This window comes from Desulfitobacterium hafniense DCB-2 (genome assembly GCF_000021925.1).
GTDB classification, from domain to species: Bacteria; Bacillota; Desulfitobacteriia; order Desulfitobacteriales; family Desulfitobacteriaceae; genus Desulfitobacterium; species Desulfitobacterium hafniense.
In genome coordinates this window covers 1,862,438-1,887,547 of record NC_011830.1, presented here as the reverse complement: position 1 = coordinate 1,887,547, position 25,110 = coordinate 1,862,438, and the positions used below count along the sequence as shown (strand labels likewise).

Sequence of the window (25,110 nt, the reverse complement as noted above, 5' to 3'; positions counted from 1 at the left end):
TTAAAAGAAGCATCTCGTCGGCGGGTTTGCATTTCAGGAGGCCGAAGCACCGCTGCAGGATAACGTGAACGTAAAGGTACTGCCTTCATTCAAATGGCTTTCCACATAAATTTCTTCACCTAAACGCTGACTGATTTCAAAGGCGATGGCCAGCCCCAACCCTGTTCCCTGCGTGGAGTGGGCCTTATCGGCTTTGTAAAACCTTTCAAAGATATGGGGGAGGTCTTCCGGAGCAATCCCCATTCCCGTATCCGCTACAGACACTTTAACCCTATCTTTATCGAGGACAGTGCCTAAGGAAATCCTGCCGCCTGATTGAGTATACTTTATGGCATTATCCAGAAGAATGATCAGAACTTGTTCAACTAAATCCATGTTGCTCATGACTTTCAGATCATGGACCAAGGGTGAATAATCAAATCTTAAGCCTTTTTTCTGGGCCAGCGGTTTATACCGTTCAGCTACACTGCCCGTTACCTCGTTGATCAGGAATGCTTCGGTGTGCACCTGCTCTGTGTGAGACTGCAGGCGGGACAGGGTAAGCAGATCGTTGATCAGTCGTGTAAGCCGCATGGTTTCATGGAGCATATGATTGTAATAGCGGTTTTTGGTCTCCTCATCACTTACCATGCCGTCGGCCAGTGTTTCCGATAAAGCCCTGAGGGCCGATACGGGTGTGCGCAGTTCATGAGAAACATTGGCAACATACTCGCGCCTGGTTTGCTCCAACCGTTCTGATTCTGTTATATCGCGGAATAAACCAACGACACCGGCAATATGATGGGTTTCATCCTCCAGCGGACAAATTGTGACTCTTAAAAGCATCTGCTTCCACTGCAAACTGCGGACGATGGTATATCCTTGGGCGAGAACAGCATCAAAATCTTCCCATAGTTCTTGACTGGGTATTAAACTCATCCGTCCCTCGCCTGGGTTTTTACCAAAAATCCTCTGGATCGACGGGTTAATATGAGTAAAATTCCCCTCATTATCTATGGCCACAATTCCTTCGGCGAGACCATCAATGGTTTGTTTCAGCCGGTTTCTTTCCAATTCCAATGCGGAAATGGTCTCAGATAACCTTGCGGATAAATAGTTAAGGGAGTGGGCCAGTTCGCCGATCTCTCCCCCATATTTTTCATTGGCCTGTTCCTTAAGATTGCCGTTGGCCATACTAATGGCTACATCACGCATTTGTTTTAATGGATGAGCAATATACCGTGCGGCTCGATAGAGGGGAAAAGATAACAGCAAAAGAACACCTAAGGCGCTTATCCAGATGGAGCGGTTAAGTCCGGATAGGGCAGTAAAAATCTCTATCTGCGGCTTGCCCAGGAAAACCATGCCAACAATGCTGTCGTTATGCGCAATGGGCTGGCCTACTATCAAAAAGGGCCCCTTGTTAGCAACCACACTATCCCCGGATAAAACGGAGCTGAAATATTCTTTCAAAACAGGGTTAAGGTTCAGCCCAATCTCCGCATTTTTTCCCCGGAACAAAGTGGTTAAAATTTCTTCATTTTTAATAATCAGGTTGCCCTGCCCATCATAAACATGAACAACAAAGTTCCATATCCCTTTGTTAAGATTAAAATGTTCCTCAAGGTCATCTTTGCTCATAGTCCCCTGTTGATATTTCAACACCAAATCAGCGATGGCTTCCGCACTGGGTTTAAGTTCGCGGGTTTGCAATTCTCTAAACATATCATTGGTTGTAAACCAAAAAAAGATGGTGATCAGGAAGCTATACAAGGCAATTGTGGTGATCATTAGTATTAGGATGCGCTTGAGAAACGAGCTCTTCTTCTTCACGGTACTTCCATTCCTGCTGTAGCAGCCTCTAGTGATGGCTGCAGCCTTTGCAAAGATTGACTGCATCTACAGCAAATCCTTTTGTATAATTCACTTTTGTTAACTTAATACCTCAAATTTGTACCCTACTCCATAAATGCTTTTAATGCCCCACTTCATCTTCTCACCGGCCAGTTTTTGGCGAATGCGCTTGATCTGTGTATCCACGCTTCGCGTATCGCCGAAGTAATCGGAACCCCAGACATTCTGAATGATCTGCTCCCGGTTAAACACCTGGCCCGGATGAGCGGCAAGCAGATATAAAACCTCAACTTCCTTGGGCGTGCAGCTGACCGGCGTTCCATTCAGGCGCAGTTCATAGGATGAGATATTGATCTCCAGTCCGTCATATTTCAAGATGGGCTCAGTGTCTTTGCTTTGGGGAAGCTTGCGGCGCAGAACGGTTTTTACCCGGGCCACTACCTCCCTGGGGCTGAAAGGCTTGACAATATAATCATCCGCTCCCAGCTCAAGCCCCAGGATCTTGTCGATCTCCTCACCCTTGGCAGTCAGCATGATGATGGGGACGTCCGTGGTTTTGCGCAGGGTCCGGCAGACTTCCATGCCGCTGAGTTTGGGCATCATCAGATCAAGGATAATCAAATCCGGTGCGGTTTCATAAGCTTTTTGCAGAGCCTCTTCCCCGTCATAGGCCGAACCGTAAGTAAATCCTTCCGCTTTCAGATAAGCTGCAATCGTCTCGTGAATGATCAACTGGTCATCACAAATCAAAATATGTCCCGCTGTGCTCAATGAAACTCACCTCAAACCTATTTTGTCAATAAGCTGTTTAATTCATCCGCCGCTAAACTATAAGCATTGATTGCTTTTTGGAGCTTAACTTTTTGCTGGTTTAAGGCAATGGTATCGTCCACGACACTGCTCCCTTTGGCCGTTCCCAATCCTTCCTTGGATTGAGTGATACTCAATGTGTACTCAGCATCCTCAAGGTTGATTTTTGCTATTTCCAGATCCCCTTCAAGATTCTTCAATTCATAGTACTTATTCCAAAGGGTTGCTTCCAGATTGGGCTTTACTTGTTCCAGTTTAGCCTGGTTATTGCTGACGCTTGCTTCAAGCTGGTGAAGCTGATTCAGGTTATTGTCTATATAGGTATTATACCTGATGATATCACATTCTATCTCGGCTAGTTCCAATTGGCCCTGCTGGCTTAGATAGTCATAGCTGTCTTCCCAAGCTTTGCTTATCTCGTTGGCAATATCCCCATCATCAAACAGCACCGGTTCTCCAGCTAATGGTTCCAGCTTTGTTTGCCCGGCCAGTTTTACGCCCAGATCCCTTTCCAGCCCCTTGAGATTAAGGCTGATCTGCCTCTGGGTTGTTTCTATCTTGGACAGCATCTGAACTCTTTGCGCGTCATATGGCTTTAAGGCTGATTGGGGAAGACTCCCTGAGTTGATTTGGGTCTGTGTATGTTCTATGGTTTTATCCAAGGCGGCCAGCTCACTCTGAGTATTGGCCAGCTCTTCCTGAAACACGCCTATCTCCAAATACTGTTTCTTGACACCGGCTTTCAATTCCTTTAATTTTTCTTCTCTTTCATGTTTGGCCCCATCCAGTTCAAGCAATCTTTGTTTGGGATATAAAAGCTCTTCTTTCCTATAGGTTACATTCTGCTCTTCATCGCCACCAACAGATTTTCCCCTGGCCCAGTTTGATCTGTCCACGGCCTCCTGGTATTGCTTTTCATAGAGGTTAATTTTGTCATTCATCAGTTTTAATTCCTGGTTATGTTCTTCGATAGTCTCATAAGCTTTCTCTAAAGTCAGGGTATCAATCACTGTAACTGGCTCAACTGACTCAACCGTCTCAACTGCTTCAACGGTCTCAACAACCTCACCTGTCTCACTCTTAACCGTTGTATTATCCGCACCTGCTGTTTCCTCCCCGGCCAAAGTCGCCATAGGAACGGAAACTGCAATCATTACTATCAAGGCCATGACCAGGCTTAGTATCTTTTTCATGATATACCCTCCCTATTCGTCTATTGTGATATGCCAGGGCCTATGCCGCTGGCCAGCTCCATCTTCATTTGAAAAAGCCAGGCATCCAATTCCGCATTTTTCACCTGGATCTGAGCCTCCATATAGTCTTTTTCCGCAGTGATCAGCTCGTCCTTGCCTGCTCTTCCTAAATCATAGTTTTGTTTGACAAGATCATAATCACTTTGCGCCGACTCCAGGAGGATTTTGGTGTTTTCCCAAGTCCTCAGCCGTGACTCAAGTTCGCTGTATCCTGAAGTCAAATCAAGCTCTACCTGGATCCTGGCTTTAGCGATTTCATTTTGCCCCTGGGCCAGGTCATACTGGGTTGTGGCCTGATAATAATCAAGGGGCATGCTCTGGCTTTTATCCGGAGCCTCGATGGCCTGCCTAACTTTGGTTACTTCCAGAGAACTCTCAGCACTTGTCACTTCATATCTGCTGGCTAGACCGGCTTGGATATAGTCCTCCAGAGGTCTGAGGGTGGCCGACGGTTTGATGTTTTGGTCTATAAAGTTTGCGTATTTATTCAGCACCGGCTCTCCCATAACTTTATTTAAATTAATCACATCGGCATCGTAGGATCTCTGGTATTTTTTAAGGGTAATCCGTTCCTTGGCCAGATTCGCGGCGATCATCCCGGCATCATATTCCGATATCCCGCCGGATTTAAGCTTATTCTCCGCATCTTCATTTTCAATTGTAAGTTTATCCACAAATTTCTGCTGCAGCTCGACTTTGTATTTGTTTTTCAACATCGTTATGTAGTGCTGATAGGCACTCAATCTTACCGAGCTTTCGGTTATTTGCAGGTCTCCGTAACTCAGATCAATCTGATACTGGGCATTCAAGGGAGCATAGATCACACTGCTTGCGCTCCAGGCATTGGTCACATGCAAGTCCTTGCCGTATCTGTCAAGAGTAAGATCGGCCGCACTTGCTTTAGCTTTAACCTCTGTTGAGTATTGGATCGCTTTGATGGCAACTTTTTCGATATCCAGACTATCCTCTGCTCCATAGGCCGTGTAAGCACCAAATACCATGATCAAGGCCGCAGAAATCCCTACTATGTATTTTTTCACCGTATTCACCTGCTTTGTTAATGTATTGTATCTTGAACAATAGCAAAAGAATATGGCGGAAAAATGGCATGGCTATGAAACATTGTGGCAGACTCAGCGTTAAATAATTACAAATTAATAAAAGACAAGGGGTTTAGAGATCGCCCAAAACGGCGGAAATCTAAACCCCTCGATACAAATCAGGGCTGCACCGGCAAGGTAAAGAAAAAGCGGACGCCGTCCCGGGTATTTTCCACACCATAAACCCCATGATGAAGTTCCAGTATCTCCTTGGACAGAGCAAGTCCCAGACCCGTACCTGCTTTGGCTGCTCTCGCCTCCCCGCGGTAGAATTGCTCCCAGATCTTTTTCCTGTCTGCTTCTGCCAGGGGGCTTCCCTGGTTTTCTACACTGATTTCCGCGGTCTGCCCCTTGTCACTGACGGCAATGGCGATGGCCCCGCCCTCCTCCGTATGCCGGATGGCATTACTGAGAAAATTGGTGATCACGCGGCTGATCAGTCCTTGATGCCCTACGACCCGCAGAGAACAAAGGTTTAAGGTAAGGGTGAGATTTTTCTCCCCGATGGGCTCAGCCAATGACCTGGCTGCTTCGGCAATCGCCTGATCGATGGCAAAAGGAGCCATTTCCGGCTTATAGGTGCCTGAGGCAAACTTAGCCAGATCCAGCATATTCACAACCAGCAAATCCATCCGCTCTATTTCCTCTTCCATGGCCTGAAAATAATGTTCCCTTTTTTCAGCGGCAATGCCGTCTTTGATAATCGCCAGGCAACTTTTCATCACAGCCAGGGGGGTTTTCAGTTCATGAGATACTCCGGCGATAAATTCCTTCCGTGTCTTTTCCAAGCGCTTCTCTTGATCGAGATCCCGCTTCAATTGCTCAATATATCCTTCCATCCGGCTGGACAGGTGATTGATATTTCGGGATAACTGGCCGATTTCATCCTCAGAACCCACCGGCAGCTTTTCGGTAAAATCCATCGCCGCTATCTTCCCGGTGATCCGGTTGATGGATAGGAGGGGCTTGGCCAGCCATTTGGAAAGAACGAAGGCCAAAACCAGCATGCACAGCAAGGCAACTCCCAAAAAGTAAGGGTAGAATTGCCGGATCACACCGATGGCCTCATCCACCGGCTGGAGAGAAGTCATGGCGAGAATATATCCCTTTGCCCCATGTTCCCTAATCGGTTCGCTGATCAGCTTATACTCCGCAAAATTCTCTACAGCCCCCCATTCTTTGCTGTCCTGAAGAGGCTGCCCCTGCTCAGCCAGCAGACCGGCTTGAAATTCTTTGACCTGTTCCAAAAAATAATGTTCCTGATAGGGAAAGGCAATATCTTCCGGTCGTTCCGGAAATACGGTTTCTGTTATCGTTCCCTTATACAGCCCGGTGCTCAGGTGACTATAAGCCTGATCGGCCTGAGGCCCATGGAGCTTGTGGGCAAGGTTTAAATTGACAACACCCGTCGAGCCGGTCTGGATATGATAAGGTATCCTTTCCTCACCTATATTGACAGTATCAATGATGACCTCGTCGCCGACCGTTAAGGATGATAGAACATCGGCAGAAAATTCCCCGGCAAAAGAGTACATGGGTATCCGCCAACGACCCTGCGCTTCATCCTTCAACTTCACTTCAATATAGTAATCTTCTACATCGCGGATCCGTCCATATTCATCCAATTCCGTAATCCAGACCCGGTTATGCTTATAGAGCTCTTGGGAAGCCGCTTCCGCTCCCATCATTGCCGCCCGCTCTGTGTATTCCTTCATATCCAGTCTGAGAGTATCAGATTTCCTGTCAATATAATACTTCTCAAAAAAGTAATTCTGGGTGATGCCCATGACTAAAAACAGCGTGGAGAATAAGAGAGCGGTCAGCAGGAACCATTTAAAGACAATGCTTTTCGTCATAGCTGTTCCTCTGTGAATTTATATCCCGAACGGATCACCGTAACAATGCTGCTGCCTTTGCTGCCCAGCTTGGAGCGCAGGTTGCGGATATGGCTGTTCACTGTCTTTTCATCACCATAAAAATCATAACCCCATAGTTTCGTGATCAATTGTTCTCTGGTTATGACCAGCCCTTTGTTCTGCATTAAGTAAGCGAGAATTTCGAATTCCGTATGGGTCAGATTGATGGGATCGCCCTCTACGGAAACACATCTTGACCCCAGATTGAGGAGAATTCCGCCGGCTGAGATCTGCATTTCCTCCACAGTGTCTGAGGTTTTTTCCAGAAACCGTTTTACCTTGGCCATGAGCACCCGGGGACTATAGGGTTTGATCAGATAATCATCCGCACCCAGCTCATAGCCCAGGAGAGAGTCATCCTCATCGGAACGGGCCGTCAAAATGATAATGGGGATACCGGAATTCCTGCGAATTCTGCGGCATACCGACCAACCGTCAACCTTGGGCAGAACAATATCCAAGATCACCAAATCCACGGAGTTGGCTAGAAAGAGCTCTAAGGCTTTTTCTCCGTCTGCAGCCTCTAAGGCCTGATATCCATTCTCAACCAAATAATCGACGATCACTTCGCGCAATATATCTTCATCTTCAACCACCAATACTTTATTCATCCCATACCTCATCTGGCTTATACCTCAGCCGCCTTCCTGCAGCAGTTTTTCCCATGGGCTTTGGCCATATAAAGGGCCTGATCGCAAAGTTTATAAAGCATATCAATCGTTGTTTCCTGATCCGGAGTGATGCTGCAGTACCCCACGCTTATGGTATAGTTTATTTTAAGGCCGGTGTCAACAGAGGAGTTCGCGATGGTCCCCCGCAGCCGCTCCGCAACTTCTTTAACCTGTTTCTCATCTGTCCCGGGAAGCAATATGGCAAATTCCTCTCCCCCATATCTGCCGAACAAGTCATAATCCCGCAATTGTTTTCTAAGGGTATCGGCAAAATCCTGCAGTACGGCATCCCCGACAAAGTGCCCGTACTTATCGTTGATTTTTTTAAAGTCGTCAATATCAATCAGCAAGAAAGCGATTTGCTCTTGCTCTCTCAAGTACAATGAAATAACCGCATTGGAGCGCTCGATAAAGGTTTTGCGGTTCAATATATTGGTTAAGCCGTCAAAGGACGCCGCTTTCAGCAGTTCCTCGTCCTGTTTTTCTTTGTCCAAGAGAATAAACCCGGTGCTTCCCACCAGCATTACGATGTAGAGGAGTAAAAACAGCCAGGTATTGAAAATGCTTGTCGAGGCCAAATTCATATCCATGTCTGTCGTTAAAGCCGCAACCGCCCTGAAGAGCAGAAACAGTATGGTAATACTGTAAAGGACGGCAATTCCTTTCTGCAGCCGGGAAGCTTTCTTATCTCTAAACAGCTTATACACGGGATATACCATCAATATGGCTGTGATCGAGGAGGCAAAGGTGATCCTGACGTTCTCCTGAAAGCCGTATGCTGTCACCCCAATAAAGACAACGATACACCCAATCAGCAGGGCGTTATAGGCCCGTCTTACTTTTTCGGTATAGTTATTTTTTAACATCATCAGGGCGATCAGCTCCAAAGCCGCTCCCGTAAACAAGGCTGAGTTGCCCACCGCTACCAAAGCCATGCTGGGCACAGCACCTCTCAGGCCGAGAATAAGCCAGGCCATTGGCTGGAGAAATTTCGCCAATAGAAACATATTGACCGCCCTGCTTCGGTCTTGCGGCCCTATATAGGCCATAATGAGCGCTCCTGTTAAAAGATGGCCTAAAACGAGAACCACTAAAATCGTCGCCATATTGATGTTGTAAAGAATCATTCTGTATCCTCCCACAGTTATGAAACTAAATCTTAATTAGAACAGTTGTTATTATACAGCAAAAGAAAGTCAGGGAAAATATTCTGAGGAACTGTAAAGAGATAATTTTTCTCTTTTTAAATATTTATCGCTAAAGAGCTGTCGCAATAAAGATCCAGCGTAAAAAAATAAAGCAGGAAAAGTCCTGCTTCAAGATCAGCCATTCCCCCGTTGATCCGCTTCCTGCAATTTCATAAAAGCTTCGTAACGGGTGCGCAGGGCCTGCTCATGCTCTTCTTCATCCCTTTTCAATTGTTCAAAGAACTTTTTGACCTTCGGGTCCGCCGCATTTTCAGCCAGCGTTTGATAATGTTTCTGGGCCTTTATCTCATCCTCGATGGCCTCTAAAATACCATTCAATATTTGCTGCATACAAACTCCCTCCTCTCCTCGGCCAATGCTTAGCTCAGTTTTACTGCAACCAATGTGATATCATCCCTGATTTTTTCATAGCTTAAAAAACTGGTAAAATCTTTATGAATTTCTTCCACTATCTGAGTGGGCTTCAAGCAATAAATTTCTGTGATCAGCTTTTTTAAGCGCTCCTGATAGAGCCCATTCTCAGACTGCTGCTCAGGCAATCCATCGGACATAATAAACAACGTCATGTTTGGCGATAAATGGTGGCAGGAATCCCCATACTTTAACAGGTCAGGGTGTATACCTGTGGAAACAGGCAGTCCCCCATTATTCAGCTCTATGATATGCTCTTCATCCTTGATTAATAGAGGGCAAATGTGAAACCCCGCATTGCAATAAGTCAATTCTTTGGTCTTTAAATCAAAAACAACCATGAACAGGCAAACCAGGTATTCTTCGGGATACCCCTCTTTTAGATAGTGCTCAACAAAAAAATCCACGATTTCCTGGGGAGACAGCATCTGTCCCGGGATATGCTTCAGTCGGAAAAAACTATTGATCGTGTCTTTGACAAAAATGGCCAGCATCGCGCTGTCCAGGCCATGTCCGGAAACATCGGCTATGTAACATACATATTGTTCAAAATAATCATTGAGCAGCCCGTGATCGACTCTAAAAGCATCGAAGATATCTCCGCCCAATTCTTCAGCCGGAATATATAAGGAAGCAAAAGAGATCTGCTCCGTATCAGGAAGGCGCTCCGGCAGGGTGCGTTTATGAATCTTAACCGCATTCGCTATTTCAACATCCAGCTTTTTTCGTATTCTCTCATACTCAATATATTTTTCATTGCCATAAATATAGATATACTCTTCCTTCAGCAGAAATTTGAGGTGAAGGCTCACAATCCCTTGCTGGCCTTTCAACAAAAACCTCTCCCAGCCGGATGGCTCCGCCGCACTGGCTATAAAGGCTTTGGCCTTATCACCATGCCTGTCTTCAACGATATCCCAAAAACTCTTATGTTCTAACTCTGCTTCTTGATAGCCTAAGCGGGCCTGCATGATCCGATTGGCAAACACAATCTTCCCTTCAGTATTGCAAACCAGGATATGGTCATCCAGCATATCGGTTATGGTTTTCGTTATTTTTACCAGCTCAAAGTTGCTCTCCACCGATATGTACCTCCCAACCCTTTATAACGGGTTCTTCCTTCCATCTCGAAAATCCTCTTTGATCCAATTATAACATCTTATCCAAAAAATGCTTTAAAAAATCGTCTTAAATTTGCATTTTTCGACAAACGAAGTTCTATTTATTTTTTCTTGTAATTACTTTGATATCCAAGTAATATAGAGATAAAGATAGTTTGATATCAAAGTAAATGGGGGAATTTCAATGAATCGTTATCTGGGTGAACTGAAATTAATTGCAGAAGCGAAAACAGGTTTTCCTAAAGGCATCACCAAAATTACGGACCGGGTTTATTTTATGTTGGGCTATGGCGGCAGTACCGCAACCTTGATCGAAGGCCAGGAAAGTTGTGTCCTGATCGATACCCTGAATGGGCGTGAAGCTGCTGAAGAGGCCTTAGCGGAACTTCGCCAATTCACAGCTAAACCGATTAAAACCATTATTTTCACCCATTACCACCACTTTGACCATACCGCCGGCGCCGGGGTTTTCGCTGCCGGGGGGTGTGAGATCATCGCCAGAACTCCGCTCTATCCCCAATACACACGCTCTGAGCTGCTCAAAGATATCGCAGCTATCCGGGGAGCAAGACAATTTGGAGTGGGCCTGACACCGGGGGAGATCATTTCTATGGGCATAGGCCCTATGAATGAGCTCAACAGCACCAAAGCCATCCTTAAGCCGACACGGTGGTTTTCCGAAGATCGCTTGACACTGAACCTCGACGGCATTGAAGTACACCTGGTTGGGGCCCCCGGAGAAACCGATGACCAGTTGTTCGTTTGGCTGCCCCAGTTTAAGGTGCTGTGCAGCGGAGATAATTATTACCATTCCTGGCCTAATCTTTACGCCATTCGCGGCGGGCAATACCGGGATATCAGTCAATGGGTAAGCTCACTTGACGCCATGCTTGCCTATGATGCCGAGCATCTCTTACCAGGCCATACCAGGGTGATCAGCGGCAAGGAAGCTGTCCGGGAGAATCTGACCAATTACCGTGATGCCATTCAGTACATATTGGAAGAAACCTTAAAAGGCATGAACAAAGGAATGACCATCGCTCAGCTGGTTGACACAGTCAAATTGCCTGAAAAGTGGGCGGTCCTGCCCAATCTCCAGGAGTATTACGGCACCGTGGCGTGGACTGTCCGCTCCATTTACACAGGCTATCTGGGCTGGTTTGACGGAAATCCTACCAAACTGGGATCTTTGCCGGTCAGAATTAAAGCGGAAAAAACCCTGGCCATCATGGGCGGGGCTGAAAAAGTCTATGCCACAGCCAAACAGGCTATTGAACATGAGGATGAGCAATGGGGCGTTGAACTGTGTGATATCCTCCTGGATGCCGGAGAAAAGGTGGCAGAAAGCAAAGCCCTTAAAGCGGAAGGCCTCCTCCATTTAGGTCGGATGCAGGTCAGTGCCAATGCCCGGCATTATTATCTGGCATGTGCCAAAGAGCTTCTGGGCCAGAGCGGTCCGGCTAAACTGGCCGGCGCAGCCATGGACATGGCTAAGAGGAACGAGGGATAAGAGTTCCCCATAAGTGATAACCAGCATAAGTGATAACCAAAATTCAAAAGCAAAAAGCAAAAGTAAATTTAAAAGCAACCAAGTTTTGATCTGCCCCTGTCAAACGGACAGCCCTCAGTCTTGGTTGCTTTTTTTGATGGGCATTATTTCGATACCTTCTTTATCCCGATGTTATATTGATCCCGATGCCCTATTGATCAGGAAAAGTTCATATAGATGCGCTCCAGGACCTTTCGGAAGATTTCCCTTTCTTCAGCACTGATCCCCTGGTACTCCAGCATAGCCAGGCTTTGGGAGATCTGAAAAAAGGCCGGTTCCAGCTCTCTTCCTTTTGGAGTAAGAAAAACCAGGGTTGACCGGCTATCCTGAGCATTCTTCATGGTGGCCAGATAACCTGAATCGATCAACTTATTCACCGAATTGGTGACTGTGGAACGATCCCGGTTGACTCGTTGGGCAATTTCGCTCATGGTTAATTCGGAGTCCCGGAATAAAGCGGCCAACACAGCCCCGTGGGAAGGAGCTATATCCGTAATCTCCCGCTTTTCAAGCTCTGCGAGGATAAAACGATTGGCCCGCTCATTGATTCTGCTCATTAGATTAATTGTATTATCTGTCTCTATCTGCTTCATAAACAAATTATAATTTGATATCAAAGCAAATGCAAGCCGTTCCTTGGCTATTCTCCCAGCAGATAATTATTCCCCTCATTGGCTTCTGCCAAGGTTCTCATCTCAAAGGATTTGCATCCTGAGGCAATAAAAGGATCCGCTTGAGCTATACTGGTAGCTTCAGCTAAATCCTCAGCCAGGAGAACGACCATTCCCCCAGGATAATCTGTAAAAGGCCCGCAAAGTACAAGTCTGCCCTGACTCTTCAATTCTTTTAAATATTCCACGTGGTCCTTGATGATTTCCTCATGAAGAGGCTTTATGTTCTTCATTAAATATACATACATTATCGTCCATCTCCCTTGTTCACACCTTACAAAATTGCTTCCAGCTTTCCTCTTCTACTCGATAAGTATCTCCCACGTGAATGTGCAGCCCATTTTCACCGGTATACTTGATTGGCATACCGGGAGCGCATATACCAAATTAGGGATATAAAATAGCCGATGATCGGTGACAGACCATATCCCATCAAGGGGACGGGAAAGTTGCCAGGCACTGTGGCAACGAGAATGATGAGATAATAAACGCCGATGCATCTTGAAATTAACCCGGCATTTTCAGGAGGAAATAATAGAAAAGGTATCGGTAAGATTGCCAGGGAAACCATTGCCATAATTAACCACAAGAACCCTATATCCGCTACCATACTTACTATTCCCTCCACATGATTTACTGGAGGCAGATTGTCCAAATACACCCAGGATAAAATAGTACATACTGAAAAAACGCTTAGTATAAATAAACGTAATCGTTTACTTTTCGTCTGGCTGCCGATCAAAATCATCATTGGGATCGCAAACCCAGCCAATTGGGAAGCATCCGGCTGAAGAAGCAACATAAATACTGTCCCTATTGCCGCAATGCTGCCCAACCCAAGTTCTTTCGTCTGCACTAGCTGTCCTATCCTAATCATAATTATTGGCAATACAATCATGGCGATGTTAAGCCTTATGATTCCAATCGATATCCACCGGTGTACGCCTTCCATGCCGGGGTTTAGAAAAGTCAACAATATAAGGCACATGGCGAGGGACAAGAGGATGGTTTTATGTTTACTGCCACTGAAGAAATCAAACTTGTATGTAACCACTATCCAGTAAATCAAGCACATTGCCAGAAAACAGACAATATTTTGGCCCCAAACCAGAGCTGGAACATGATTTAGATACATGGCCAGCACTCCTATGGCTATAGAAGGCACCGCTGTCATAATTGGTATCAGCCTTTGTAAGAGCAATGGATTCACTTTCCTTTCGAGCACCATAATCCATGGGGCCGGGACCTGGCTATTCCCTGCCTGGCTATTTCCCTTGCCGGACAGATCCGGCAATTGTTCCCGATCCTCTGTCGGCTCTTTCCCAAAAGAGCCTCTGAGCAGAGTTCAAATGTTGCAGCGCTGCATCATTTGAACTCTTCCCCATCGGCTGGTGGAGAGCATCCGCTCGTGCGTTACCGAAAATCAGCTATCTTCTTCATCAGCACATCGGGGCAATCAATTAATGGAGAGTGACCGCTGTCTTTTAAAACGATCAGCTCCCCTTTTTCTCCCAAAGCCTCAACAGTTCCTTTGGCAGCAGCTTCCGATATGATACTATCCTTCTCACCCCAAAGGCTCAGCACCGGGGCCTTTATTTTATTGATCAGGTTAGTGCCCTCCGTGTACCCATTGTGTTTATCAGAAATATTAAATAAGGCCAAGGCCCAGTAGATATCTACTAAATTCCGCTGCTTTAAGGTTGCATTGATATACAGTTTATTGTCTTCCGGCAAGGGTTTGCGGTGAGAATAAATAGCTCTGTCCCATAAAATGCTCATCGTCTGAAAATTCTTATTTTCAATCGCCTGAAGGCAGGGAGCGACTTCCGGGTCTTCAGCCATTTCCGCCCTATCTTTATAGACCTGCCCCATCAGCACTTTCCCCTGCTCATCTTTTTTAAACAGAGGGCAGCCGCTATGGCCTACAGAGTCTATCAGTACGATTTTCTTTACTCTATCCGGATAATCGGCACTAAACTGCAAGCACACGCTTCCTCCCGCAGACCAGCCTATTATTGTAAAATTCTCCACTGCCAATTTATTGACAAAGGCAGACAGATCATCAGAAAGCTCTTTGATCGTATCGATTCTATTATTATAGGTGCTGTCGCCAAACCCTCGCAAATCGATGATATAGGCTTTGAAGCCCGGCGGCAGTCTTTCAGCTATGGGCAGAAAATGAACTCCCGAGCTCATATTGCCATGTACCAGAAGCAAAATATTATTGCCATTGCCGGCTTCCCGATAAGCCAATGTTTCACCATTTTCCAACTTCAATTGTTTTACCGTTAAATGAGCAGCCATTTCATAAATCTCCTTAGATATGGTGCTTGGTTCCCTATACTTATTATATACTTTCCCGGCCTTAATAGCGATAATGGCCCCTATGCTATCGGTTCTTCTCACTCCTGGCGAAAAAGAAGGTGCCGATGATCAGGCAAAGCACTGTCAGCCCGACAATGGCGGCAAAATTGACCACCGGATTAAACATCACCACACTGCTGTATTCCGGTGTACCCCTATACACCACCGCCCGCACCAGGTCCAGGCAATAGGTCATGGGCATCATCCGGCTCAAAACCAGTAAAACCCCGCTGGAATGATTAATGGGAATAATTGCGCCCGATAAAAACATTTGCGGCATGGTGATCAGCATAACAGCCAGGTTCGCCGTCTTTCTGTTTTGAATAAGCCCAATCAGAATCATGGCCAGGGCCCCGGCCGAAAGACAGATCAAAGGAGACAGGGCCAAAATCAACAGCAACTGGGTGAAGGGCAGGGTGATGCCCATAACGAGCCCGACAATCAGCGTTCCCACCATACTGAGGACAGCGCCGAACATGGAGCCAAAAATCTTGCCGATCACGATCCCATAGCGGGATACCGGAGCAATCAGCATCTCTTCACTGAAATTAGAGTCATGGTCGTCCACTAAGGAAGCCACTCCCATGGTGGTGGTCATAAACAACATGTTCACCAGCATCCCCACCAGCATGAAGGTGCCGAACTGAAAGCCGAGGCCCCCCGCCATGTTCTGCATCAGATTGCCGCCGATCATGCCCATCATGATCATGGGCATAGCCAGGCTCATGATCAAAGTGCCGGGGGATTTCAAGGCCACGGTAACCTCCCTTGCGAAAATCGCCAGAACTGTACTTGCCTCCCGATAGATCCGGGACTTTTTCCGGGTTAAAACCTGCCCGCTCATTGTGCTTCACCTCCTGATTTGTTTAAGAATTCGATATAGGCATCCTCTAAGGACGGCTCATGGATTCTGAGTACCGTCAGCGGTGTTTGCAGCCTGGCGATCAGTTCCTGAGCCCTTTGCCCCTGGAGGGGGACACTAATCTGTCCGTTGAGTTTATAGGACAGATTTAACCCGGACAGTTCAGCGGTTAAAGCGTTCCTGTCGGCAGCGTCCACAATCAGCTCCTGGCGGAGCAGGCTTTGCTTCAGTTCCGTCGGGGACTGGCAAGCCGCGATTTTGCCGTGGTTGATAATACAGACTTTATCCACCTTTTCCGCTTCGTCAATATAGTGGGTGGTGAGGAACACCGTGGTGCCGTATTCCTGGCGCACCCTATCGATGTAATCCCACAGCCCCCTGCGGCTTACCGCATCCAGTCCCTGGGTCGGTTCGTCAAGGAACAGCACCTCCGGCGTGTGCATCAGGCTGCGGATGATTTCCAGCTTGCGCTGCATTCCGCCCGAAAGGTTTTTAACCGGCTTGAACAAGGCATCCTCAATGCCCACAATTTCAGCTAAATCCAACACCCGCTTGCGATAGGCGGCCGGCATGAGTTTAAAGCTGGGTTGATAGGTGCACATGCCATAGAGTGCGGCGTGGAAGCGGATATTCTGTTCCGCGGTAAGCTGGACGTCCAGGCTGGGCTTCTGAAAGATGATGCCTATTTTTTCCCGCACCTGCCGCGCTTCTTTTTCTACATCAAACCCGGCAATGTTCACTTCTCCGGAAGTCTTGGCAAGGGTGGTGGTGAGAATAGAGATCGTGGTGGTTTTGCCTGCACCATTGGGGCCGAGAAAGGCAAAGAACTCCCCCTTGTTCACCGTAAAGCTGACTCCATCCACAGACGGGGTTTTGGCGTTTTTGTACTGCTTAACCAGATTCTTCACCTCGATTACGCCCATGCCGACCCCTCCTTTTTGCCCAAAATAAAACGTATTAGTTTGTTCATTCCATAAACTAAGAGCATAATCACTGACATAGCAAAACCTCCGTTTTCTTTGATACCCTTATGGTAAAGGTTCAAAATTAACGGAGGTTAAATGGAGTTTAAACGCAATGTAAACCGGGCAGAAAAACTTCAAAGGTTGTTCCTTCGCCGATGGTGCTCTCGACCCTAATGCTTCCCCCATGCAGGTCCACAATCTTCTTGACCAGGGAAAGCCCCAGCCCGTTGCCGCCTGCCGAACGGGCGCGGGCTTTGTCGGCCTTGTAAAACCGCTCAAAGATATGAATCCGGTCCTCCGGCCCAATCCCGATGCCGGTATCCCCAATGGTCACCTGGGCTGCATCGCCTTCCTGTTTCAACCCTATGCTGATCTGCCCGCCTTCCGGCGTAAACTTAATAGCGTTGTGCAGGAGGTTGGTCCATACCTGGGACAGCAAATCTTCATCACCGCAGAGAATGCATAGAGGCAGCTCCGCCTCCAGGGTCAGGTTCTTTGCCGACCATTGGGGTTCTAACAGCAGGGCGACATGTTCCAATTGTTTATCCAGGCGGAAATCCTGCCTGTTCAAAGGCAGTTTGCTGTTATCCAAGGTGGTCAGCTTCAGCAGGTTTTCACTCAGGCTGGATAACCGCTTGCTCTCCCCTTCAATAATTTCCGCATAGCGCCGGCGCTGTTCGGCGGACAAATCCTCTTTTTTCAGCAGCCCCGCAAACCCACTGATGGAGGTGAGGGGCGATTGGATCTCATGGGAGACGTTGGAGATAAAATCCTGCCGCATGGTTTCCAGATTGCCAAGTCCCCGGGCCATGTCATTGATGGCTTCGGCCAGGTCATGATGCATATTGGTTGCTTTGGCGTCCAGAAATACATCAAAATTTCCCCGGGCGATCTGGGCCAGAGCATCGGTCAGGATATCATGGATGTTTTCATGGGGCCTTTGTCCCCTCCCCATGCGCCACGAGGCTGTCAGCCCCATCACCATGGCAATAAGGGCCAACGCCGTGAGACCGGAAAACACTTGCCGCAGCAGCTCCGACGGCGGCCCTGTGACACGATAAATCTGGGCCGTGATCCCATATCCTCCCGCCAGAGCGCTGCCATAGATCAGGATCAGCATCAAAATTCCCCGGATCACAGAAGGAGGCCCCGGTCTGGGACGTTCATTCCTCATACCTGCACCTCCAGCCGATAGCCCAACCCCCGCACGGTGGTAATCTTGAAGCCGGATTTTTCGGCGGGGAACCGTTCGCGCAAACGGCCAATGTGGACATCCAGCGTTCGTTCATTGCCGTCAAAATCGTAGCCCCACACACCTTCAAGGAGCTGGTCCCGGGTAAAGGTCCGTCCGGGAAAGCCTCCCAGTTTGAACAGCAGCTCAAATTCCTTCATAGGAATATCCTCACCCACCCCGTTGAGGATGACGGAATAGCTGTTTTTGTCAAGGGTGACATAACCGATTTGAATGGTTTGGGAGGCTTCAATTCTGTAGCGCCGCATCAGCGCTTTGACCCGCAGGAGCAGTTCGTCCCCATCAAAGGGTTTCGTCAGATAATCGTCCGTCCCGGCTTCAAACCCTTTCACTTTGGCGGGCTTTTCATGTTTCGCCGTCAGCATCAGGACGGGCAGATCTTTGTAACCCTGCCGCAGTTGGCGGCAAAGCTCATAACCGTCCATATTCGGCATCATCAGATCAATCACCGCCAGGCTGGGGTTCGCTTCGCTTATTTTTTCCAGCGCCTCGCGCCCGTCCCTGGCTTCACACGTTGCAAACCCGTCGTTTTTGAGAAGGGTGCAGACCAGTTCCCGGATCGTCGGGTCATCGTCCACAATCATAATTTTGCTCATAAAACTTCACCTCGCCACTGCGTCACTTTGTATGCAGGGTACTACACCAATGTAAACGGAAGTTAAACGAATTGAAGTAATCAGCGGGACTGTTTAGCTTTGACGTATTCTTTAGCTTCCTTGCCGGTGATGTGTTCGACGTCAATAGCCATAATGTAAGCCTGGGTGCATTTGCTTATCTCCTGCTGTTTGGCTTCTTCAGACTGGTCCCCTGAATACTTTTCCACCAAAGCCTGAAAAGCCTCCAGCCGTTCATCCCCTTCGACAATTCTTGCTTTGCCGAAAGCGATCACGCTGCGGAAATAGGACGTATATTCTGCACTTACTATGGTGTCTTCATCGATTACGGCAAAAGATACCTTAGGGTTCTTCATCATGGCCTCGAATTTATGGCCGGCTTTTGCCGAATGAAAATAGATTTTATCATTGCAATAGACATAGTTGAAGGGGACGGCATAAGGGTAATCATCATCACCCAGGCAAGCCAGGACACCATTGGTGCACCTGTCCATGACGGCCACGGTATCTTCCCTTGATAATAATTGTTTGCTTCTTCTCATCTCTCTGAACATTGGTATTTCCTTCCTTCTATTCCTGAATTCCTGACCGGTACCGGTACGCACAAGTCCGCGAGCCGTAAGCCGCCTGCCTTATATACAGTCATGGACCATCTGCCCACCGGCTCGTTTTGCTGATTTACCATCTAGTATTCCATAATACCCCATTGCTTGTAAAGGATTTAAATCCAGAAGCCAGAAAAGCCCATTCACCCGAAATGAATAGGCTTTTACAGCACCTTTATTAATCAATTCCACTAAAGTTTTTCTATTTTGATCTCAACATCTCTGGGTAACGCCAACCCGCAGGCGACCTCAATCCCTTTTATGACAGCGGATGGTACGGGACAGGCAGGATGCTTGCAGTATTTCTTGCCCAGTTCATAGACCTGGGATTCCCCCAGCTTGGCAAAACATTCTTTAAATCCATCCACTTCTTTCAGTTCCTGTTCCAAAGGCTTAAGATTAGGGCAGGCTGTCTGAAATTCAATCAGGGCCTTTTGCTTATCTTCGGAACTCACCTTGATGAGCGATTTCAGACCACAGACACCCGGGTTCACTTTCACTTCCACCATATACTTCCAACTCCTTTCTCTATTTCCCCATTATATCCCCTTCCAGCCATTGCCCAAAAGGGGAACTTCCGCTTTTTCAGATCACGTTTGACAGTGTTTTTGGGCTCTAATCCCATCTCTTATAAAAACATGTCTGCCAGCGCTACCTTCAGGCCCTTAAAATATCCCGACTCCACATAGTCATGAGCCCCTTTATGAAAGGCCGCGCTGTCGGTTATCTCATTTTGGTCAAGGCTATAAATGGTTACCAGATTGTTTTTCGGATCGACCATCCAGTATTCCTTAATTCCGCATTGCTTGTAAAGTTCCAGCTTTTTCAGGATATCCTTACTTCTGGTGGAAGGTGAAAGAACTTCAACCACCAGGGTTGGCACCCCTTGATACTTGCCTTTTGGGTCCATATTATCCCTGTCGCAGATCACGATGATATCCGGCTGGACAACACAAATATTGTCTTCGGCCTTGAACAGGGTAATGTCAAAGGGTGAAGTGAGAGGAATGCATTTTTTATTCTTGAACCAGTTATAAAAGGTGCCAAATAGTTCGTGAACAGCATATTGGTGCTCGTAAGAAGGAGACGCCAGATTATAGATGACGCCGTCGATCAGCTCGAACCGCTGCTCGGAAGCCTCCACCAGTTCCAGAAATTCTTCGTAAGTCACCCTTCCCTCACGGGTTTGATATTCAGCGGCCCCTTCCGCCACCAGACTTTTCCGGGGGTCGTCACAGGACAGGATTCTGGCGATATCCTTGCCGTTTTTGGTCACAATGATCTCTTCATTGACCTCCACAAACTTTAAATACTTGCCAAAACTATTCTGGACCTCCGTCGAAGGAACTCTCATCATCAGCCCTCCATATTAGCTATTCAACTACAATTATTCATAAATTTAGCTAATATGTCAAGTTCATCTTTTTACAATTAGCTAATCAAAATTCGTCAGCTGGATTTCACTTATCTCCTGCTTCTTATTTTTCCACCTCCGCCCCTGGCAATTTTACATTGGGAATGGGAATGCACTTCCCGAAGAGCAATCCGGTATATTCCGGGGTGGTGTACTTTTGGGCGAGGGACTGCATCACTGCAGCGGCTTCTTCTCACCCTCGCCCAAGGCCTTAACCATGCTCACTACCATCAGGATCATAATAAGCATGAACGGAAAACTAAAGATAAAGGCAACTGTCTGAACTGCGGAAAGCCCGCCGGCTACGAGGAGCATGGCAGCTATAGCTCCCTCCACAACACCCCAGACGATTTTCAGCCTGGCATCCGGATTAAGATCGCCGCCGGAAGTAAACATGCCGACAACGAAGGTCGCGGACTCAGCCGAAGTGATGAAGAATATCGCCAATAAGATCATTGTCAGCAAAGCCACGGGACCGCTTAAAGGGAAATGACTGAGCATGGCAAAAATACCGCTGGAGACATCTTCGGCAACGGCGGCGCTGATTCCTCCACTGCCAAACAACTCGATGTGAAGAGCGCTGCCCCCGACGATGCTGAACCATATGGCACTTAACAAGGGGGGCGCAACAAGGATACCCAGTACAAATTCACGAATGGTTCTCCCTCTGGAAATCCGGGCAATAAAGCTTCCCACAAAGGGTGCCCAGGTGATCCACCAGGCCCAGTAAAAAACCGACCAGGAGCCAATCCAATCATAACCTGTACGTTCGGCCACTGCTCCCTGGGTATCCAGAAAAAAGCTCAGGGACACAAAATTTTGCAGATAATTACCCATCGATTCAAAAAAAGTATTCAGGATATATTTTGTCGGTCCGACGATCAGGAGGAAAAGCATCAGCAGGAAGGCAAGAACCATATTGGTATTGCTGACGAATTTAATGCCTTTATCAATTCCGCTGGCAGCCGCGATGGTAAACAAAATGGTGATGATCGCGATTATTACCAGGGCCATAGAGGTGGTGTTCGGCAGACCATAGACGTAATTCATTCCGGTGGTAAGCTGTTGGGTGCCCAGTCCGAGGGATGTGGCGACTCCGAATAGCGTTACGACAACGGCAATGACATCAATGATTTTGCCGATCGGGCCTCTGATGCCCTTCTCTCCGATTAACGGGTAAAATGTGGAGCTGATTAGGCCGGGCAGGCCTTTGCGGAATTGAAAATAAGCCAGGGACATTGCCACCACTCCATACAAAGCCCAGGGATGCAGTCCCCAGTGGAAAAACACCGTACGCATGGCAATGCTGGCTGCTTCCGGCGTTCTGTTGGCTGCGAAAGGAGAGGTGTCAAAATGCATAATCGGCTCGGCAGCGCCCCAGAACACCAGACCGACGCCCATGCCTGTAGCAAACAGCATGGCAAACCAGCTGCCCCGGCTGTACTCCGGCTCTTCATCATCCTTACCGAGCTTGATATGGCCGTATTTGCTTACGGCCAGACCAATACCAAAGGCAACAAAGGCAGCCGCCGATAACATATAGGCCCAACCCAGATTCTTAGTGAAAAAAGAAAAAATAGCATTGAGGATTTGGGAAACACCCGATGGCGTCACCAGTGTAGCGATGATAAAGGCTGACGAAACGATCAGTGAACTCCATACTATCGTTTTATCTACTTTGCTTGCACTTTTCATAAAACCCTCCATAGAATACTCCACTCTACAACAGAGCCCGGATTCATCCGGGCAATAGCATCAACCTGTCATTCAAGTTCTTGACAACAGCGTATTTATGTTTTTGATCAAAAGCTTCATCAAATTATTCGCTCGTACATATCCGGATCATATACAGCTTTTCTGTTAGGACATTGTTTAGGACATAACATACAATTCTCATAGTTCTCGTTGGGAAACCAAATCCCGGAAATAGATTTCAAGGGCAGCAGCAAGGAACTGCTTGTCAGCTCGACCCCTATCAGTTCTTTGACATCCCCGATTATGGCCAACAGTTTCCTTTGTTCCAAAATACTCCAATCCACAACCGAACCCGGATTCATCTGGGCCAGGGACTCTGTTTTATAATTCTCCTGCAAATGAACCTCCAGAGCGGCCTTGGCGGAACGCATGGCTTTTTCACTCAAGGCATTGGCCCAGAAGTTTAACACCATGTCATCAATGGAATTCGCCCATGCCGCAAGCTCCTCGCCACAGGTCACAACAGCCGGGAAAAAGTCACTCACCTCACGCAAATTAACCCTGAGCACCCGGCTGTTTAGCTCAACTCCCTCAATCACCACAGAGCTGTCCCCACTTGCTTCCAGGACAGCTTTTTTATACACCGCCTTAGGACGGGCGATGGCCGTGGCCTCTTCAACCAAGGCTTCAAACTTATCCACATAGGATGGTCTGACATGCAGCTCTTTCAACAGATCGGGCAGACTGACATTGAAAGAAACAGAGTCCAGAACAACCGGTTCCATCTTCAGCACCTCCTTGACCTGACCGGCAAGCTAATCGGCATCCAACCAATGGGGACGGCCTATAATCGCTGCCTGAACTTTCGTATAAAGGTACAAACCTTTGGCATAACTTGTACCGGCCAGATGCTCATCGGCAAAATTCACCATCACTTCGTAATCAACAACACCCGCCTTCTCTGCCGAACACGCCGCCGCTTCTTCGAATTGCCGGCGGGCATAGTCTTTGGCTTCCGTCAAATCGGCAAAAGTTCTGCGTTCCCAAGGACTATGCAGGATAAAATCGCCTTGGGCGGTGTGCCGAATCAGGGCCTCCAGGGTCTCTATTTGCCAGCCTGAAGCAGCTCCTACGGCATTCGCCACTTCAGAATGTTCGGGAATAATCAGGCGGCACTGTAACTTCTCAGCAACCTTAGGCAAATAATCCTTGACCGGCGCCCCGATGGCGATCACCGGGAAGTTCACCTGCACTGACAGATTTAAAGGTCTTTCCGGACAAGGCGCAAACAGCTCATCCAAAAAAATTTCCGCTTGAAGGCTCCCCTTGCTGTGACCGGACCCTTTTGTATAATTCAACATACTCGCCAACAAAGCCAGGCTCAGCTTTTCGGTCACCTGATGCAGTGCCAGGTCGATGAACTCCTCAGCAGACACACCCAGTCTGTGGGCCATCATCTTTATCCCCAGTCGGGCAGCGCTGACATTCCCCGGAGTATAGGACCCCCGGACATGCAGAAGATCCGTGGGGGTAACCGATGCTTTAACCAGCAGCCCAAATTCCACGAGACGTTGCAGATTTAAAAAATGCGGCTCTATACCCAGCTGTTTGGCCAGGGTTAAATGAGTATGGGGTCCGGATTTCAGGTTTTCCAGGGCTGCCGATTCCACCTCATTCAAGGTCAGGGGAGTTTTGTCTTTGAGAAAAATATAACTGTCCGCAGGCTGGGCAAAAGGCACCGTCCACACCGCCTCCAGCTGCTCCTGCAGCTCTTCAACAAGGTAAGGGTACTGCCCCGCAGCCATGGCCAAGGGCCAGACCCGCTGGGGGCCAACCAATACCTGACCTTTGTTATCGATCTTAATATAGCTGTCGCCGCCCAGTCCGTAAGTAAAGATAGCAGCGGCCCGGACCCGGGTCAGCCATCCCCCCACAGTCGCCCCGGCCGGGTTCACCTTGGGAACACCGTCTTTTAACACGGCGATATCTGTGGTTGTTCCCCCCATGTCCAGAATGATTGCCCGCTCAGCCCCTGTTAAAGCCGTCGCCCCGACAATGCTGGAAGCGGGACCGGAAAGAAGGGTCTCAATGGGCTTCGCCATGGCCCCTTCCTCTGTCATTAGGGTGCCATCCCCTTTAACGATCATCAACCTGGCCTGAATCTTAAATTCCCTTAATACTGTTTTTACCGACACCATCAATGCTTGGATGACGGGAATCAGTTTGGCATTTAAGACCGCCGTAACGGTACGCTCCTGGAAACCCAAAGACGACGTAAGCTCATGGGCACACACCACCGGGACACCTAATACTTCACCCACAAGCTCCCGTACCCGCAGTTCGTGTTCAGGGTTTCGAACGCTTAAATACCCTGAAATGGCTATGGCATCCACTTTTCCCTGCCATTGAGCGAGGGTTGCGCGGATTTCCCCGGGATTCAGATCGGCTTGGGGATTGCCGGAGATATCGTGCCCTCCCTGCAGCACTGCATAATGCTGGGTGGGGAGGGTGCCGGCAGGTTCACCTCCGATCAATAATAGCCCTGCCTCGCACCCGCGCCCTTCCACCACAGCATTGGTCGCTAATGTCGTCGATAAAGAGACAAGCCTGATTTGCTGCCAATCATGGACCTGCTTCCCGTCATGTTCCTGAAGATTAATCAGGCAATTGCGGATACCAATGACCAAATCCTGATGAGTGGTCAAGGCTTTGGCCTTGGCGATGACCTGCTGCCTGGAGTCTAAAAGCACACCATCGGTATATGTTCCGCCTGTATCGATCCCTAATAGCAAAGGA

At 47.9% G+C, this 25,110-nt stretch carries 24 protein-coding genes; 1 reads left to right on the top strand and 23 read right to left on the bottom strand.

Annotated elements, in window-relative coordinates:
* Positions 1-33: 33 nt before the first annotated feature.
* From DHAF_RS08765 to DHAF_RS08725, 9 genes are all read right to left on the bottom strand, one after another.
* Positions 34-1,812 carry an ATP-binding protein gene (locus DHAF_RS08765; RefSeq protein WP_011461249.1) on the bottom strand — a complete coding sequence of 593 codons (1,779 nt, stop codon included), beginning with the start codon at positions 1,810-1,812 and terminating at the stop codon, positions 34-36.
* Positions 1,813-1,911: 99 nt separating this feature from the next.
* Positions 1,912-2,604: a response regulator transcription factor gene (locus DHAF_RS08760; RefSeq protein WP_011461250.1), complete on the bottom strand. Its 693-nt coding sequence runs from the start codon at positions 2,602-2,604 to the stop codon at positions 1,912-1,914.
* Between the two features lie 17 nt (positions 2,605-2,621).
* A complete protein-coding gene (locus tag DHAF_RS08755) occupies positions 2,622-3,836 on the bottom strand; it encodes a TolC family protein (protein ID WP_011461251.1) in 1,215 nt (404 codons plus the stop codon).
* A gap of 20 nt (positions 3,837-3,856) precedes the next feature.
* Positions 3,857-4,936: a TolC family protein gene (locus DHAF_RS08750; RefSeq protein ID WP_015943643.1), complete on the bottom strand. Its 1,080-nt coding sequence runs from the start codon at positions 4,934-4,936 to the stop codon at positions 3,857-3,859.
* A gap of 179 nt (positions 4,937-5,115) precedes the next feature.
* Entirely contained in the window at positions 5,116-6,852 is a 1,737-nt protein-coding gene (locus DHAF_RS08745) for a sensor histidine kinase (protein WP_011461253.1), read from the bottom strand.
* The gene (locus DHAF_RS08740; RefSeq protein WP_011461254.1) at positions 6,849-7,535 is read right to left on the bottom strand and encodes a response regulator transcription factor; all 687 of its coding nucleotides are present in this window, start codon (positions 7,533-7,535) and stop codon (positions 6,849-6,851) included. The genes DHAF_RS08745 and DHAF_RS08740 overlap by 4 nt, the downstream gene beginning before the upstream one ends.
* A 5-nt stretch (positions 7,536-7,540) precedes the next feature.
* On the bottom strand, positions 7,541-8,710 hold the full coding sequence (locus tag DHAF_RS08735; RefSeq protein WP_005809346.1) for a GGDEF domain-containing protein: 1,170 nt from the start codon (positions 8,708-8,710) through the stop codon (positions 7,541-7,543).
* Between the two features lie 195 nt (positions 8,711-8,905).
* Positions 8,906-9,121, bottom strand: coding sequence for a ferritin family protein (locus DHAF_RS08730; RefSeq protein ID WP_005809347.1), 216 nt, complete (start codon positions 9,119-9,121; stop codon positions 8,906-8,908).
* Between the two features lie 29 nt (positions 9,122-9,150).
* A complete protein-coding gene (locus DHAF_RS08725; protein WP_005809348.1) occupies positions 9,151-10,284 on the bottom strand; it encodes a SpoIIE family protein phosphatase in 1,134 nt (377 codons plus the stop codon).
* Positions 10,285-10,507: 223 nt separating this feature from the next.
* On the opposite strand from DHAF_RS08725, the gene DHAF_RS08720 reads away from it, so the two are divergent.
* Positions 10,508-11,833, top strand: a complete 1,326-nt coding sequence (locus tag DHAF_RS08720) for an alkyl/aryl-sulfatase (protein ID WP_005809350.1) — start codon at positions 10,508-10,510, stop codon at positions 11,831-11,833.
* Between the two features lie 197 nt (positions 11,834-12,030).
* Here DHAF_RS08720 and DHAF_RS08715 read toward each other — a convergent pair whose 3' ends face one another.
* The 14 genes from DHAF_RS08715 to DHAF_RS08650 form a co-directional block, all read right to left on the bottom strand.
* Complete coding sequence (locus DHAF_RS08715) at positions 12,031-12,429, bottom strand: MarR family winged helix-turn-helix transcriptional regulator (RefSeq protein ID WP_242659956.1); 399 nt, start codon at positions 12,427-12,429, stop codon at positions 12,031-12,033.
* An 83-nt stretch (positions 12,430-12,512) separates the two neighbouring features.
* Positions 12,513-12,791 carry a YciI family protein gene (locus tag DHAF_RS08710; protein ID WP_005809352.1) on the bottom strand — a complete coding sequence of 93 codons (279 nt, stop codon included), beginning with the start codon at positions 12,789-12,791 and terminating at the stop codon, positions 12,513-12,515.
* 95 nt (positions 12,792-12,886) lie between these two features.
* Entirely contained in the window at positions 12,887-13,837 is a 951-nt protein-coding gene (locus DHAF_RS08705; protein WP_005809354.1) for a hypothetical protein, read from the bottom strand.
* Between the two features lie 119 nt (positions 13,838-13,956).
* Positions 13,957-14,847, bottom strand: coding sequence for an intracellular short-chain-length polyhydroxyalkanoate depolymerase (phaZ, locus tag DHAF_RS08700; RefSeq protein ID WP_011461260.1), 891 nt, complete (start codon positions 14,845-14,847; stop codon positions 13,957-13,959).
* A gap of 85 nt (positions 14,848-14,932) precedes the next feature.
* The gene (locus DHAF_RS08695) at positions 14,933-15,751 is read right to left on the bottom strand and encodes an ABC transporter permease (RefSeq protein ID WP_005809359.1); all 819 of its coding nucleotides are present in this window, start codon (positions 15,749-15,751) and stop codon (positions 14,933-14,935) included.
* A complete protein-coding gene (locus tag DHAF_RS08690) occupies positions 15,748-16,692 on the bottom strand; it encodes an ATP-binding cassette domain-containing protein (RefSeq protein ID WP_015943642.1) in 945 nt (314 codons plus the stop codon). The genes DHAF_RS08695 and DHAF_RS08690 overlap by 4 nt, the downstream gene beginning before the upstream one ends.
* A gap of 145 nt (positions 16,693-16,837) precedes the next feature.
* Positions 16,838-17,908: a sensor histidine kinase gene (locus tag DHAF_RS08685; RefSeq protein ID WP_015943641.1), complete on the bottom strand. Its 1,071-nt coding sequence runs from the start codon at positions 17,906-17,908 to the stop codon at positions 16,838-16,840.
* A complete protein-coding gene (locus DHAF_RS08680; RefSeq protein ID WP_015943640.1) occupies positions 17,905-18,582 on the bottom strand; it encodes a response regulator transcription factor in 678 nt (225 codons plus the stop codon). Before DHAF_RS08680 ends, DHAF_RS08685 begins: the two co-directional genes overlap by 4 nt.
* Positions 18,583-18,662: 80 nt before the next feature.
* Complete coding sequence (locus DHAF_RS08675) at positions 18,663-19,154, bottom strand: pyridoxamine 5'-phosphate oxidase family protein (protein ID WP_015943639.1); 492 nt, start codon at positions 19,152-19,154, stop codon at positions 18,663-18,665.
* Positions 19,155-19,396: 242 nt separating this feature from the next.
* Positions 19,397-19,714, bottom strand: a complete 318-nt coding sequence (locus DHAF_RS08670) for a DUF6951 family protein (protein ID WP_015943638.1) — start codon at positions 19,712-19,714, stop codon at positions 19,397-19,399.
* A gap of 119 nt (positions 19,715-19,833) precedes the next feature.
* Positions 19,834-20,559, bottom strand: a complete 726-nt coding sequence (locus DHAF_RS08665) for a type II toxin-antitoxin system Phd/YefM family antitoxin (protein WP_015943637.1) — start codon at positions 20,557-20,559, stop codon at positions 19,834-19,836.
* Between the two features lie 234 nt (positions 20,560-20,793).
* Positions 20,794-22,314, bottom strand: coding sequence for a glycine betaine uptake BCCT transporter (locus DHAF_RS08660; protein ID WP_015943636.1), 1,521 nt, complete (start codon positions 22,312-22,314; stop codon positions 20,794-20,796).
* A 119-nt stretch (positions 22,315-22,433) separates the two neighbouring features.
* Positions 22,434-23,099, bottom strand: a complete 666-nt coding sequence (locus DHAF_RS08655) for a hypothetical protein (RefSeq protein ID WP_015943635.1) — start codon at positions 23,097-23,099, stop codon at positions 22,434-22,436.
* Between the two features lie 30 nt (positions 23,100-23,129).
* Positions 23,130-25,106, bottom strand: coding sequence for a hydantoinase/oxoprolinase N-terminal domain-containing protein (locus DHAF_RS08650; RefSeq protein ID WP_015943634.1), 1,977 nt, complete (start codon positions 25,104-25,106; stop codon positions 23,130-23,132).
* Between the last annotated feature and the right edge of the window lie 4 nt (positions 25,107-25,110).